This is a genomic window from Desulfitibacter sp. BRH_c19 (assembly GCA_001515945.1).
In the GTDB taxonomy this organism is placed as follows: Bacteria; Bacillota; DSM-16504; order Desulfitibacterales; family Desulfitibacteraceae; genus Desulfitibacter.
Genome location: LOER01000031.1, coordinates 30474 through 46330, shown reverse-complemented (window position 1 = coordinate 46330; position 15857 = coordinate 30474). Strand labels below are relative to the sequence as shown.

Here is a 15857-nt window from a genome sequence, read left to right as displayed (position 1 = left end):
AATAGCTCACTCCTTAGCCCCTATAATCGCTTACTTGCAAGCGACGTTCTATACTTGATACTATTATAGTTAAAACTGAAGTCATGATTAGATAATAGACTGCAGCAATAATCAACATTTCCATCAGCAGATACTGGGAAGACCCTATTTGTCTACTACGTAAAAGCAACTCTCTCACAGCTACAGTACTGGCCAGGGAAGAGTCCTTTAATGCAATAATAAACTGGTTCCCCAGAGGTGGTACTGACCTCTTAAAGGCTTGAGGCAAAATAACTCTTTTCATGGCTTGCCATGGAGTCATGCCTAAGGACAGCGCAGCTTCAGTTTGGCCGCGATCAATTGATTGAATAGAGCCCCTGAAAATTTCGGCTATATATGCTCCGTTATGAATGCCCAATGCTATTACAGCTGATGGAAGACCTGGAATATTGACAATGCTGGCAAAGCCGTAATATATTATCCAAAGCTGCAATAATAAAGGGGTGCCACGAATCATCCAAATATATAATTGAGCAGGCTTGTTTAATATCTTTAATTTTGAAATTCTCATTAAAGCAACAATTAATCCTAAAATAAGACCTACGAGTATACCAAGAGTTGTTAATTGTAAAGTAAGCCAAGCAGCTTCATAAAAAGTAGGGAAATATTTTGGTATAGCACTAAAATCATAAGGTAAGTTAAACATTTCTCCATCTCCCTTTTAAAAAAACGAGCACGGCACACTGTGGAGCCGCGCTCTCATCAGATCTTTTATTTTACAGTAATGTCTTCTCCTTCATGCCATTCTTCACTTATCTTTGTTAAAGTTCCATCAGCATGCATTCCTTCTAATATTTCGTTAAGCTTTTCTAATAGCTCTACATCATCTTTATGGACAGCTATGCCCATTTCTTCAGTACGGAGCAGTTCTCCTACCATTACCAACTCGTCTCCGCCTCTAATTTCTCTCATTGCGCCCATACCAACCAAGCGGTCAGTTATAACACCATCAACCCGACCAGTTACTAATTCGCTTAGGGTTAAGTTGTCATCATCATAAAGTTCAACTGTTGCCCCTAAGCTTTCTACGTCACCTTCAAAAGTTGTTCCTGTAGCTATAGCAATTGACTTGCCTTCCATTTCACTAGGATCTGTGATTCCTGAATCTTTTCGAACTATTAGCTGAGCTCCTGAATAGTAGTAAGGAACAGTAAAGTTTACCTCTTCTAAGCGATCTGGGGTAATAGCCATACTCCCTAAAATACCATCGTAGCGCCCGGCTCTAAGTCCTTCAATAAGCCCAGCCCATTCACCAGTTACATAATTCAATTCTACTCCTAACCTTTTGGCTATAGCCGCCCCTGTATCTACATCAAAACCAACTAACTCATCATTTTCATCAAAGAAGTTGAATGGAGGATATCCACCACTACCAACGACAGTAAGTTCTCCTGCTTCTAGAACTCTATCCAAGCTATTTTCTACATCCTCAACTGGATCTTCATTATTTACATCATTATTATTTTCTGTTCCAGGATCTTCACTACACCCCACTAAAGCCAATGAAAAAATCAACATCATTATCATTATTAAAAGTAATCCTTGTTTACGTAACACTCCAAAACACTCCTCTTTATTTTAAGTTTATAGTAATCCTATAAGTGAACTAACCAAAACCTTTCAAAAACTCCCTGCTCACCTCCCAACTATCTCTATATAAGTAATTTTATGCCTTTTGAAGAACACAAAAAACCTAGATACTCTAACTCTTTCTGCCTTAAATCAGAAAGAGAGTTAGAGTGTCTAGGTTTCGCCTCCCGACTCACCTTAAGCCATACGTTATTGCCGTATAGCCTTTTATTAGCCCAGTCTAAAAACGAACTAATAAAGACCCCAGTTCTCTAGTGTCAAAGATTTTTCCACCTCAAGTTTTGCTTTTCTTATTACAGTTTAATGCTTACTCATACCCGCTAACTAGCGTGTATAAGCTCACATTACTTAAGCTACTGCTTGAGAGTAATTCACCTTTATAATGCTCATTTAAATTGCATAAATATTATACACGCATACCCTTGATTTGTCAATCAAAATCCTCCCTCGGACCAGCCTAAATTATACCAAATAACCCATTAACATGGTAGCTACAGTAAAATAAATAGTAAGGCCTAGTATATCATTAATAGTAGTAATAAACGGGCCTGAAGCAACAGCTGGGTCAATCTTTAGTTTTGCTATGATAAGGGGAACTATTGTCCCAGCAAGCGTTGCTACAAATAGTGTAATCCATAAGGCTAGTCCAATTACAAACCCCAAAACAATGTTTTTCTGCCAAACTGCTGCAATAAAGCTAATTAATATTCCATTTGTTGTAGCTATTATTAAACCAACACCTGCTTCTCGTTTTATAAGCCTTAAAGTATCCTTGCCAGCAAATTGTCCTGTAGCTAAGCCTCTTATCACTACTGCCAAGGACTGTGTTCCAGTATTTCCTGCCATTCCTGCTATAACAGGAATAAAGAATGAAAGAACTACAACTGCCTCTAGTGTATCCTCAAATTGTGCGATAATGTTACCTGAGAAAATACCTATACAAAGCAAGAGGGCGAGCCATGGAATTCTTTTTTTAGCAGCATCAAAAGCATTAACATTTATATCCAAAATTCCCGCTTCACCACCACCAATACCTCCTAGCTTTGCCATATCCTCTGAAGCTTCTTCAGCTAGTACATCCATTGCATCATCAACTGTGATAATACCTACTAGTACCTGGTGTTTATCAACAACCGGTACTGCAAGAAAGTCATATCTATCTATAAGGTTGGCCACTTCTTCTTGATCCATATCAATTGGAACTGAAACAACTCGTTCATACATGATGTCATAAATTTTAGTCTCAGGACTGGCTATTATTAAGTCTCTAAGTGAGAGAACACCTTTTAATCTTCCGTCTTCATCTACAACATATAAATAATAGACAGTTTCTGCGTCTGGAGCTATTTTTCTGAGTTTTTTAATCGACTCATCAGCAGTAAAGTATTCTGGTAATACAATATATTCTGTCGTCATTAGACCACCAGCAGTATTTTCTGGGTGCTCCATTAGTTCACGCAGATCAGCTTCTTCTTTATCATCCATTAAGTTTAAAACTTGATTTAATCTTTCTTCATCCAAATCTCCAAGTAAGTCAGCTGCATCGTCGGATGGCATTTCAACAATAATCTTGGAATATCTTTCTATACCAAGTTCATCTATAATCAGCTTTTGCTGTTCTATTTCAATCTCCTGTATTATTTCTGCCATCTCTTCATCTGTCAAAATTTCAGCCAAGAGCCTTCTATTTTCTTTAGATAATAGCATTAAAATTTGTGCTTGATCATAGGGATGAATTTCGCCAAAAATCTCCCTGAGCTCGTCCTTGTTACCTTGTGAAAGGTTCAGGACTATTGAATCAAACGTCCCATTATACGAAACCATAGAAAATTCCTCCTTTATTACCCCCTTAGAAAGAAATTTTCTCCTCAGGGGTTGGTAAACCCATAGAATTAGTTTTAGCTATAAAAATAGTTTTAACTATTAACATAGCATTAAACAGAGTTTGATTTTGAATATGCAAACCCGTACCATCGTCCATGACTTTTACCACCCCTTTCCTAATCTCCACAACAAAAAAGACCTCTCTTTTGTAAAAGGGAAGGCCTTTTGATTATAACCAGAAACACCTTCCTCAACTCATTGAGCTTTGACACTGTATGACGTAGAGTTATCAACTCATCCACCTTAAACAAAGCCTTAATCCGGCAGTGCTTGTTCTACCCGTTGGCGTCTCTCGACATTTCCGGGCAGTGGACTATGTTCATACAGTAGCCTCACCTAACGAGGATTAGTTTTTATCTCACACTAATAATTTATCATATCCTTTTAAATGGGTCAATTTTTTTCACTATATTTATTACTTTTTTGAGGCTAGATCGTAAACTTTTATATTTTATACTCGGCATGCTTTTAGAAAGCATTTTTCTTAGAGGTTTTGTAATCCACATAAGGAATATACTTATTAACCCAACTAAGTACAAAAATAATTTAGAAAGTATTTTAAATGGAAATAAAATAACTGCTACAATAATATCCAACGTTTTTGCTATAAAATTTAGTAAAAAGCGATAAAAAAGCTTTAGATATTTAGAAAACACAATATAATAAACTAAGGTTCCTAATGCTATCCCTAGGAATACATAAAACCTTACTTCTCCCCAATTTGTATAAATCAGGGTAACAAAAACAAGAAGTATCATAAAAAGCCATATAAAAAGATCACCTATATGGATAAATACTTTTTTTGGTTTTATAAAGCATCGTAATATATAGTAAAAATCAAAGATGGCGCCCATAATTAAACCTAGCCCTACAGTTACAAAAAAACTAATTATCTGTTGATCTAATGTAGTCACTTTATGTCACCATTGTTCTTACTTTAAGATTCGTTTAATAAAGTTTTTTCTTCTTGCCCCTGCTTCCTCACTATAGAGAAGGTTTTCTGCTAAACCAATAACCTGCAGGCTTCCGTCTTCTAAATTCAAGCTATTTATGTTTAAGTCGCTCCCCCTAATTATTAAATCACCCATGGACGTTTCCAAAACTATTTCCTTGTCATCATAACTGATTACATGCTTTACTCCGGTAACCTTAACAATCTTTCTATCCTTAACTTCTAAAATATGACCTTTGAAATGATCCATAATGATTATCCCCCCTTTCATTAATGGATATTACAACTTTTTGGTTTTAGAACATCAAAAATATACAGTTGACTACCCGTTAGCTACACTTTATTATAAAACTGACTTTATGATTAAATATTTACAAGGTACAGGAGGCAAAATGTTATATATAATCACTTTTTCTTCAACATACCAAGCTTTAAACTTTGAAAAGAAATTTCTCAGCACCAAGCTAATTTTTACATTGCGGCCAGTTCCAAGAGAAATTAGTTCAAGTTGTGGTATAGCTGCTCAAATAGAAACTGATGAAAATGCTATTGATAGTATTTGGGAGGAATGCATAGTTGATAGAATGGAACCGGACGGGCTATACTCCTTAGTAAGTTTAAATAACAAAAATATTATCAAACTCATAAAGAAAAGGCAGGTTTAACCTGCCTTTTACTTTAGTCCCAAAGATCTTCTATTGTAACATTATTAAAGAAATACTTTACAATGTCTTCTGGAGTTTCTCCCTGCTCAGCCATAGCCCGTGCACCCCATTGACTTAATCCTACTCCATGTCCATACCCCTGACCGGAAACTACCAACTCGCCACCTGAAATGCTAATCTCATTCCAAAGGGTAGAACGCATCTCTGTACTTCCAAGAGCTAATCTCAGACCAGGCCCACTTATAGTAACCTCACCTAATTTAACTTTTGTAGCTCTACCAGATGGCCCCTCTTCTACTACTTCAACAGTACTTATTTCACCTGGATCACTACCTACAGCTTCTTGTACTGCTTCCCTAACCTGTGATATTGGAAAGCTAGCCGTCCAGGATTTGTTCTCTGGTAATGTTATCTCAAAGCCTGGGTCCTCCACACTATGAATGTAGGGTGCTTCTTCTGTAAAAGCAAGACCTTCTGCGGCACTTGCAGCTGTCAAGCCTCCACCATCAGCATGAAACCATCCATTGATTAGATTGCCTTCGTACGATGCAACCTGTCCCCGTGTATCTGCAACAGCCTGCTTGACATTTTCATTAATCCTATCCGCATCGTAGGCTTGAAATTCTTCAATGTCTGTAGAAGCATCTGTACCCCTTTCTTCAACCCCACCTTCCTCCATCTTCTTCATGGTAAAAGTTCTTGCAACTATTGCTTGAGCAGCTAAGGCTTCACTAGGCCATTGTGGATCCATTTCTGCGGCCACAACTCCCTTAAGGTATTCCTCTAACCTCATATCCTGGACATCTCCAGTTTCGACGAAATAAACGCTCAAAGTTGGCTCTTCCTGATACCTCTGATTTAATGGACTTGGTCCTGCATTAGGTTTACGTGCAGGACATCCTGTAGCACTAATTAAAAAAACAACCACAATAAGTAATATAAATATTTTTCTCTTAGACATGTTAAAACCCCTCCAAATTTTTTTAATGATAGGATAGCTTCAATGAATTACCTAAAATTAGTATTATCGGAAGGGGCTAACTTTATCCATAATATTCTATCTGGGTTAAGACCCCCACTTCTTTTAAGGAAAGGGGACACACCTGTGAGTAGAACCGGGGATGTCCCCAATCTGGCTAAATCAGGTGGAGTAGAGTCTCCATCTGCTTCCCCGATATTCAGCTTTGGCTAAACGAGTTCGCCTATATTTCTTCATACATTTTTTTTGCTTCTTCAGTCGAAGCTGTTTTTGGTGTATCTAAGACTCTCACCTTAAGAACTCTAGTTCCAAAATCTAAACTCAGTTCATCCTGGGGCTTAACTTCAGTACCTGCCTTTGCAGGACGACCGTTAATAAGAATTTTTCCCGCGTCACATACTTCCTTTGCAAGTGTCCTTCTTTTAATAACTCTTGATACTTTTAAAAACTTATCTAGTCTCAATATATTTCCTCCTCTTAACGAAAAGGGCGCACCAAAAAATCAGGCACCATTGGCGCCTGATTCTTTGTTAGCCTGTTACTCTTTCTTTTAAAGCCTTACCAGGCTTGAAAGCAGGTACTTTTGTTGCTGGGATTTTAATTTCATCACCAGTTTTTGGATTTCTACCAATACGAGCAGCCCTATCTCTCACTTCAAATGTTCCAAATCCCACTAACTGAACCTTGTCACCAGCAGCTAACGCTTCTTCAATTGCTGCAAAAGTAGCATTTACAGCTTTTTCAGCATCCTTTTTAGTAACTTCTGCTACTTCTGCCACTTTCGCAACTAATTCCATTTTATTCAAACTGAATCCCTCCTAGTTTATATATGTATAAGAGTCTTTTAAGCTAATTCGAGAAATACCCAAGATATCCTGCTTTTAATAGAAATTTTCTTAAAAAAATACCAATTTATTCATTTTTTTTTGCTTCTTCCCAAAGCTTATCCAGATATTGCAGGTTTAATTCGTCCCAATCTAATTTTTTTTGAGCTATATGCTTCTCTATATAAGCAAACCTTTTTATAAATTTATCATTAGTATACTGTAATGCTTTTTCAGGATCGATCCTATAAAACCTACATATATTGACTAATGCAAAAAGGATGTCTCCCATTTCCTCTTGTCTTCTGGTATGGTTATTTAACTCAACAGCCTCTTCAAATTCATGAAGTTCTTCTTTAACTTTCAACCATGGGCCATCTATATCTGGCCAATCAAATCCGACCCTGGTTGCCTTTTTTTGAATTTTTTCAGCTCGAGGTAAAGCTGGAAGGTTCTTTGGAATATCTCCTAACAACGTTACTTTAGCCTCTGCGTTTGCCTTTTCTTGTTCTTTTATATCTTCCCAATTCACTTCTACTTCTCCAGCAGATTCAACCTGCACCCCTGCAAAAACATGAGGATGGCGTCTGATTAGCTTTTCAGTTATCCCACTAATTACATCATTAATGTCAAATTGGTTCTTTTCTACTGCTATTTGAGTATGAAATACTACCTGTAATAGTAAGTCTCCCAATTCTTCACATAATTTATTCATATTTTTCTCATCAATAGCATCTAAAACCTCATAGGCTTCTTCGATTAGATACTTTTTTAAAGAGTTGTGGTTTTGTTCTTGATCCCAAGGGCATCCATTAGGCCCTCTTAGCTTGTCCATTACTTCAACAAGCGGATCAAGACAATAGGCAGGATAAACAGTACTATTATAATCTTGGATCTTGTTTCCGGCATCTTGCTCCTTAAATGCTGGTATATATAAACTTGTTAAATGGTCAATCCAGTCTAGTCTATCTAGTTGATATAGAGGTACCTCAACTATTATTTCTTGGTCGGATATCCCAGCACCTTTAACTACCCTTATTGCATGTTCTTCTGGATAATAATCCATTAATGTTAATTTTAATTCTGAGGCAACCATTTTATTATAAACTTGCGTGAATAATAAGGGTAGCTTCCCATTTAAGCTTTTTTCATTAAAATTTAGGGCATCTAATATTACAAGCCCATCACACGGATCTATTCGTAGTGCTGTATAGACCGCTTCTAAACCACTAGGGGCTGTGATTAGGTCAATCTCAATATCACTTACTTTCTTAATAAGTAGCTTAACAGTTTTCTCGGCAACCATTGGGTTTCCTGGCACACCATATATAATCTCATTTTGACTTTCTTTTACCTTTGAAATTAATACTTCTACAATCTCATTGTACACATCTTCAAATGCATTGTGCTTCTCATAAATAGTATCAAAGCTTTTAAATTTAATACCCAACATCCTTAATTCTTCTACTACAGGGTGTTGTTCAGTTCTTAAAAAAATAGGAAGGTCAGCCTTCAAAATCTTTAAATTTTTAACAGGCAGCAAATCAATACCACCAGGGCCTAGTCCTAAAACAGTTATTTTCATTTTTATCTCCTCACAATTTTGAATCTAAGCAATAACTTTGTTATTTTAATACCCACACCAGGTATCATTTCTAGATCAGATGCCTTGACTCCTCCAAAAAATAGTATAACCAATCCATAGGTTATTCCTCCTATTATTATAGAAACTAAAACGGTCAAGCTGTTTCCTACTCTATTAATTAATGAACCATATATCCATAACACAGAAAAACTCATGATAATAACTCCAATTAATGGTACTACAATACTTTTATACAACGCAATACTAAAACCTGTATTTTTTTTCAAATCACGGTAATTTAACAATAATGCAACTGAGAAACCCACAACAGTAGCAATTCCTGCACCTTTTATTTCTATTAGCGGTATTCCCACCAATATATAGTTTAATAAACCCTTTAACATGATACCGATTAAGAGGTTTTTTACAGGCAAATAGGTTTTACCTGTACCCTGCAAAGCACCACTTGTAGTTTGATATAGTCCAAGGAGGAGGGTGGCAGGGGCAAGGACTGCTATACTGACACCAACCTCTGCAATATCATAAAGAAGTATAGCAATAGGAGTAGCTAATAACCATAATCCAACTGCAGCTGGAATGCATAATAAACAAGTTATCCATAAAGCTACTCCTATTCTTTTGTTAACCTGCTGGATATTTTTATTCGCCATTGCCTCAGAAATTGCAGGCACAAGGCTAACCGCTAAAGAAATAGTTATAATGGTGGGCAAATTAATTAAAGTATTAGCCATTCCAGAAAATTGACCAAATAACTCTGTTGCTCTAGCTATGGAATAACCAGCTGCTTGCAGTCTTAACGGAACAATGGTAGCATCTATTAATTGCATTACAGGCATTACTAAACCGCCTATGGAAAGGGGAACTGCTATTAGTGCAATTCTTATCATTATAGATAGGATAGACTCTTTTTTAATGAAATTGTAAGACGATGGCTTGCCTATACCCTTAGCTCTATGAACTAAGTAGAATATTATCAAAATTACAACGGCTGCAAGACTCCCTGTCACAGCACCAAAGGTTGCACCAGCTGCAGCAAATTCAATACCGTAAGGAAGCAAGAAATAGGCAAGGCCTACTACAGTTATTACCCTGACTAGTTGTTCAAACACTTGAGATAAGGCGGTAGGAACCATAGTCTGATTTCCTTGAAAGTATCCCCTAAAAGCTGAACTTATGGCTGTTATAAAAATTGCAGGGGAAATAGCTATAATTGCAAAGAAGGCCCTTTCATCGTATAAAATATTTCCTGCAAGCCAAAAGGAATTTAAATATAAAAGTACTGAAAAAAATGCTCCGATTATAGATAATAGTATTAAGGATACCCAAAATACCCTTTTTCCTCCTTGATAATCTCCTCTAGCATTTTTCTCTGCAACTAAGATCGATATGGCAACTGGTATCCCAGCAGTAGATAGTGCAAGAATCATTGTATATACAGGATATGCCATCTGGTATAGACCCATACCTTCTCCACCGATTAGTCTAGCTAAAGGTATTCTATATAAAGCACCCATTAATTTTACAATTAACCCAGCAATGGATAAAATAAATGCTCCTTTCAGAAAGTTTTGACCCGTCATATATTTACCGCCTTTTCCTCTTTATCCGATCAAGAATCCTGTTTATAATATCTTATAACGGAGTACTAAAAAATAGAAATAAAAAAAGTGGCCAAAGCCACTTAATTCTATCAAAGCCATATATAGAAACGAAAACTCACACTAAAATAAAATTTATCTACTGTTCCATCTGTTTTGCTAAAAAACCTGCAGCTGTTTCTGCTAATTTCAATTCCATGTCACCCATTTTCTGTCCTGGCTCTTTTGTGCATAATATTACAGCACCGATAGGATCCCCTTCAGCAATAATTGGAGCTATCACTTCAGAAGTAAACTTGCAGTCTTCTTCATCTTCTATAATGGCGCATTCCTTGCACAAATTGTGCTTTCCTGGGTCATTAATAAGCACAGATTTTCTATCTTCCATGACCTTTTCTACCGCTGCGCCAATAGGTTTGTTTAGAAACTCTTTTTTAGGAGCCCCTGAAACAGCTATTATGGTATCTCTATCTGCAATACAAGCTATATGACCAATTGCTTCATAGAGTGAATCAGCATATTCCTTAGCAAAATCTCCTAATTCACCTATAGGAGAATACTTTTTCAAAATAACTTCGCCTTCTCGGTCAACGAATATTTCTAAAGGATCACCTTCACGAATTCTAAGTGTTCGGCGTATCTCTTTTGGTATTACTACTCTACCTAGGTCATCAATTCGCCTGACAATTCCTGTGGCTTTCATAAATTCTTTCTCCCTCCTTTTCATCAAGGTTAAAGCCTGTAAGATCTTTATATTGTTAGTATATAACTGCCAACATCCATTTATTCTTTTTTTTCCATCCTTAAATCAAAAGTTAAAGATAAAAGTAATGGAAATAATAAAAATCACTCTCCTTTTTATCCAAAGTATTCTATATGGGTTAAGACTCTATAAGTGGGATCTACATCAGGTGGAGTAGAGTCCCCATCTAATGGCCCGTTGTTCAGCCTTAGCTGAACGAGTTTACTGTCTATATTTACCCTACAGAAGAATATTTTGTTTTTCTTATATTGCCCTGTGGAGAAAAATATATGCAAAAACAAATATAAAAGGAGCCCTATTAGGCTCCTTTTATATTAGTTGTTTTCTGTTTCCTCTTCTGTTTCCTCTTCTATTTCCTCTTCTATCAATAAATTATCAATCTCAGCATCTGCATAAATTTTGCTGAAGTATTCATCAAAGACTATATTTTTTTCACCATTTAAAACATATGCTTCTATGTCTTCTTTTAGCTTTTCATAGTCTTCAATTTTATCTTCTGCAAAGATAATATGATAACCGAAACTTGATTCAACAGGATCTTGACTATATTCACCAACAGACAGTTCATAAGCGCCCTTGGTAAACTTTGGATCCAGATTCGTATCATTTTCAGTAAAGTAATACTCCATTGTGCCTCCACTTTCTGCAGCACCTGGCTCATCACTATATTCTTTTGCAAGCTCAGAGAAATCTTCCCCTGAATTAAGCCTTGTAATTAATTCTTGTGCTTTTTCCTTAGCTACTTGTCTTTCCTCATCAGTTGCTGTGTCTTCTCTGGCCTCAATCAAAATATGGCTTACCTTCATGGTTATTAAATATTCCTTATTTTCTTCGTAAAATTCAATAAATTCTTCTTCTTCAGCAGTAACTTCACTAGTTACTTTATTAAATAATGCTTCCATTATTAGCTGTTGTTCCAACATATCTTTTACATCTTGTTCTGTAAGAAAACTCTCCGCTAAAGCTTTGCTAAAGTTTTCCTCACCCATTGATTCCTTAATACTATCAAGTTCATCTTCCACTTGTCCACTTTCAAGGGTAATACCTTCTGCCTCCGCAGCCTGCTCCATTAAAGTATATTCAATCATTTCGCTGAGAAGCTGTTTCCTAAATTCATCCTTCTGAGCCTCACCATCTTCTCCTTCAAATGTATATCCTTGACTTTCCATGGATTTTATATACTTGTCTAATTTGTCTTCTAAAACATCGGATTTTAATTCTTCCCCATTTACAAAGGCTACTACCTCATCCTTTTGTCTACAAGCAGTAAATGTGAAAGCAACTAGGAATAACAATAAAATAATAAATAACTTAAATCTAATAGATTTCAAGTCTAGCCACCCTCTCTATAATTAAATTACCTAAATACAGTCTTATGCCATTATAACAGTGCTAATGATTTCCTTCAAGAGCTGCTAGCTTAAGAAAAATATTTTCCAGAAAATCTAGTATTTGTTTTTGGCTTAATTTACTGGTCCTTAATTTAATCATCAAGCCTTTTGCTCCCGAAAAAGTTAACCTTCTATCCATTCCCTTTGCCAGTTCGAACAACTTTTCCCCTTTAATAATAAAGTCTGGAGCGAAGGCAATTTCTATCTCATCCCCTACATGCTTTATCTTTATTACCTTGAATTTCTTAGCAATCACTTTGATTCTTGTAAGGGTAATTAAATTATTACTTTCTACTGGCATTTCTCCATATCTGTCAATTAAACTCTCCTCTATACTTTTAACCTCTTCAAGGCTCTCGCAATTTCCTAAGTTCTGATATACATCCATTATTTGACTGCTGTCTGGTACGTACTTATTAGACACATATGCCGAAACATTTACTTCCATTTCAAGAGTTTCTTGAAGGTTTTCATGCTGTCTTTCTCCCTTCAATTGTCTAACAGAATCCTCTAATAAGCGACAGTACAAATCAAAACCAATTGCTATCATATGCCCATGTTGCTCTGGTCCAAGAATGTTTCCTGCTCCACGGATTTCCAAATCCCGTTTCGCAATTTTAAATCCTGATCCAAATTCTGTAAACTCCCTGATAGCTCCCAGCCTTTTCTCTGCCTGCTGGTTTAATATCTTATTTTTTTTATAAGTAAAATAAGCATAAGCAATTCTATTTGTTCTTCCGACTCTACCTCTAATCTGATATAACTGGGAAAGGCCCAGTTTATCTGCTTCATCTACAATTAGAGTGTTAACATTGGAGATATCCAACCCATTTTCAACTATCGTAGTACAAAGTAACACATGGTGATTACCTTCAATAAAGTCTAACATTACCTGCTCAAGCTCATCCTCTTTCATCCTACCGTGTGCTACCCCTATAGATGCCTCGGGTACCATTTTCCCCAGGTGTAGTTTTACCTTAAGGATATCCTCAATTTTATTATGAATATAATATACCTGCCCTCCCCTATCTAACTCCTTACGGATGGCATCTCTTACAAGGTTATCACTATATTCAATTACGTATGTTTGTACAGGATATCTGTCTTCAGGTGGTGTTTCGATAACACTCATATCTCTAACTCCAGCAAGAGCCATATGCATAGTCCTTGGGATGGGTGTAGCTGTTAAAGTTAATACATCAACATTTTTTCTGATTTGTTTAATTTTTTCCTTATGACTAACTCCAAATCTTTGTTCTTCATCTACTACTAACAGCCCCAGATTTTTAAATTTTATATCGCCGGAAAGAAGTCGGTGTGTACCAATTACAATATCTACAAGACCTTTTTCTGTCCCTTCCACAACTCCCCTTTGTTCTTTAGCAGTTCTAAACCTACTTAAGGTATCTATTACAACTGGAAAATCTGCAAATCTTTCTGTAAATGTTTGATAATGCTGCTGCGCCAGAACTGTGGTTGGTACCAAAACAGCAACCTGCTTAGAATCCATAACAGCCTTAAAGGCAGCTCGTAATGCAATTTCTGTTTTTCCATAGCCCACATCACCGCATATTAGCCTATCCATTGGCTTTTTCTTCTGCATATCCATTTTTGTATCTTTGATTGCCTTTAACTGATCAGGGGTTTCAGAATAGGGGAAAGAATCCTCAAATAATTCCTGAAGATTATCATCAGGTGGAAATGTGTATCCTTCTACAGATTCTCTGGTAGCATACAATTCCAGAAGCTGTTTAGCCATTTCCCGAACAGATTCCTTTACTCGAGTCTTAACCTTTTGCCAGTCAGTACCACCTAGTTTATGAAGCTTTGGTCTATGTCCCTCTGCTCCCACATACTTTTGTATCAATTCTACCTGATCTGTTGGCACATAAAGTTTATCTTGTCCTGCATATTGTATATTCAAATAATCTCTAAAAACCCCACCAATCCTAAGATGTTCAATACCTAAATACTTTCCAATACCATGTTGCACATGAACAACAAAGTCACCCACCTTAAGCTCCCCGTGATGACCTATTTTAGCGCCGTCTTTAAATGTCCGAAGAACTTTTGTAAGTTTCTTTCTGCCAAATAGTTCTTCATCAGACACTACAACTAGCTTGATAGATGGAATTTCAAATCCTTTGCCAAAATTACCAATAGCTATAAAAGACTTTTGATTTATTTCATCTACAGAAGTGATGTTTTTTATAAATGGGATTTCTATTTTTTCTTTCCATAAATATTCCTTAAGCCGTACTGCCCTTTCATTAGACGACACAGTTAAAGCTACTGTATAGCCTCTTTTTTTCCATGCCTTATACTCATCTAGTAAGAGATTTATCTTTCCATGAAAGGGAGGTACACTTTTTCCAGTAAAGCTTAATATATTTACTAACTCTGTCTGTGGTATTTCCCTTGGTAAGGCTGATAAATAGGTCACATTTTGGCTTTTAAAAAACTCCATTATTTCCTGACTGCTATATTCAGTATCTTTTAATTCTGGTAGAGCTTTTCCAAGACCCAGTAACTCTGTTAAATTAGTGAGCCTTTCTTCTTCTGTTCTTCTTAATGTTTCTATAACCCTAATGGGTTCACTTACAAATATTAATGACCCTTTTTTGAAATAATCGATGATAGATACCTGGTTTTCATAAAAAAATGGCTGTAATTTATCCATATCAGCTGACCAGAGATCATTTTTCAAATAGCTCAACCACTCATCAACTAGGTCTTTAAGTTTCCTTGCAGCATTGCGTTTTCCTTTTCTGGCTAATCTTTGGATATACTCCTCTCCATAAAGTGTTAGCCTTTTTATTGCCCTTTCCCTTGTTTCTTTATCAGCAAGGAGCTCTTTCGCAGGATGAATATAAAAGCTTTGTAAGTGTCCCTTGGATCTTTGAGAAACAGCATCAAAGTATCTCATTGTTTCAATTTGGTCATCAAAAAACTCTATCCTTATAGGGTTACCTTGGTTCAACGGATAGATATCAAAAATATCACCCCTGATACTAAATTGAGCTGAACCTTGTACAAGGTCTACCCTTTCATACCCTAAATAAATTAATTTATTACTTAATTCATAGTGGGGATAAGTATCTCCAACTTTTATATTTATTTGGGATTTTCCAAAGATTTCTATAGGAATCATTTTCTGTGTTAAGGTTTCTATAGGTAACACTAAACAATTTAGCTCACCATTAACAATCCTAGATAGAACTTTCATTCTTTCTTCTGACAATTCATGACTTCTAGCAAAAAGACCATGAAGAAGAATCTCTCTAGGAGGAAGATAATCCACTTCACCTTCACCAAAAAAGTTTAGCAAGTCAAACATCATGTTTTTGGCATCTGCAACAGTCTCAGTAATAATAACTAGCGGTTTTTGAGTCTTATGTGCCGTTGCTCCAATCCAGTAACTTTGTTGACTATCTGTCAATCCATGTATTAGCTGCCCAGCAGATTTCTGTAAACCCTTTATATAAGCCTTGAAGTCTTCGTCCTTATGTAGCATTTTGCTAATTTCTTTTACAATCAAAACAAATCACCTCATAATCCATCTGTCA

At 36.2% G+C, this 15857-nt stretch carries 14 protein-coding genes; 1 reads left to right on the top strand and 13 read right to left on the bottom strand.

Going from position 1 to position 15857, the window contains the following annotated elements:
• Positions 1–13 precede the first annotated feature (13 nt).
• From APF76_15705 to APF76_15685, 5 genes are all read right to left on the bottom strand, one after another.
• Entirely contained in the window at positions 14–685 is a 672-nt protein-coding gene (locus tag APF76_15705) for an ABC transporter permease (GenBank protein KUO50741.1), read from the bottom strand.
• Between the two features lie 65 nt (positions 686–750).
• Positions 751–1596 (bottom strand): ABC transporter substrate-binding protein, encoded by an 846-nt coding sequence (locus APF76_15700; protein KUO50740.1) that lies wholly within the window; start codon positions 1594–1596, stop codon positions 751–753.
• 495 nt (positions 1597–2091) lie between these two features.
• Entirely contained in the window at positions 2092–3453 is a 1362-nt protein-coding gene (locus tag APF76_15695; GenBank protein KUO50739.1) for a hypothetical protein, read from the bottom strand.
• A 434-nt stretch (positions 3454–3887) separates the two neighbouring features.
• Positions 3888–4427, bottom strand: a complete 540-nt coding sequence (locus tag APF76_15690; protein ID KUO50738.1) for a hypothetical protein — start codon at positions 4425–4427, stop codon at positions 3888–3890.
• Positions 4428–4445: 18 nt separating this feature from the next.
• Positions 4446–4715, bottom strand: coding sequence for a hypothetical protein (locus tag APF76_15685; GenBank protein ID KUO50737.1), 270 nt, complete (start codon positions 4713–4715; stop codon positions 4446–4448).
• A 142-nt stretch (positions 4716–4857) separates the two neighbouring features.
• Between APF76_15685 and APF76_15680 the strand changes: the two genes are divergently transcribed.
• Positions 4858–5130, top strand: a complete 273-nt coding sequence (locus APF76_15680; GenBank protein ID KUO50736.1) for a hypothetical protein — start codon at positions 4858–4860, stop codon at positions 5128–5130.
• Between the two features lie 13 nt (positions 5131–5143).
• On the opposite strand, the gene APF76_15675 is transcribed toward APF76_15680, so the two are convergent.
• From APF76_15675 to APF76_15640, 8 genes are all read right to left on the bottom strand, one after another.
• Complete coding sequence (locus tag APF76_15675; protein KUO50735.1) at positions 5144–6091, bottom strand: stage II sporulation protein SpoIID; 948 nt, start codon at positions 6089–6091, stop codon at positions 5144–5146.
• 241 nt (positions 6092–6332) lie between these two features.
• Entirely contained in the window at positions 6333–6572 is a 240-nt protein-coding gene (locus APF76_15670; protein ID KUO50734.1) for an RNA-binding protein, read from the bottom strand.
• A gap of 67 nt (positions 6573–6639) precedes the next feature.
• On the bottom strand, positions 6640–6915 hold the full coding sequence (locus APF76_15665; protein ID KUO50733.1) for a DNA-binding protein: 276 nt from the start codon (positions 6913–6915) through the stop codon (positions 6640–6642).
• Positions 6916–7021: 106 nt separating this feature from the next.
• Positions 7022–8524: a hypothetical protein gene (locus tag APF76_15660; protein KUO50732.1), complete on the bottom strand. Its 1503-nt coding sequence runs from the start codon at positions 8522–8524 to the stop codon at positions 7022–7024.
• On the bottom strand, positions 8521–10119 hold the full coding sequence (locus tag APF76_15655; protein ID KUO50731.1) for a hypothetical protein: 1599 nt from the start codon (positions 10117–10119) through the stop codon (positions 8521–8523). The genes APF76_15660 and APF76_15655 overlap by 4 nt, the downstream gene beginning before the upstream one ends.
• Positions 10120–10276: 157 nt before the next feature.
• Positions 10277–10840: a stage V sporulation protein T gene (locus APF76_15650; GenBank protein ID KUO50730.1), complete on the bottom strand. Its 564-nt coding sequence runs from the start codon at positions 10838–10840 to the stop codon at positions 10277–10279.
• Between the two features lie 374 nt (positions 10841–11214).
• On the bottom strand, positions 11215–12231 hold the full coding sequence (locus APF76_15645) for a hypothetical protein (GenBank protein KUO50729.1): 1017 nt from the start codon (positions 12229–12231) through the stop codon (positions 11215–11217).
• 61 nt (positions 12232–12292) lie between these two features.
• On the bottom strand, positions 12293–15829 hold the full coding sequence (locus APF76_15640) for a hypothetical protein (GenBank protein ID KUO50728.1): 3537 nt from the start codon (positions 15827–15829) through the stop codon (positions 12293–12295).
• Between the last annotated feature and the right edge of the window lie 28 nt (positions 15830–15857).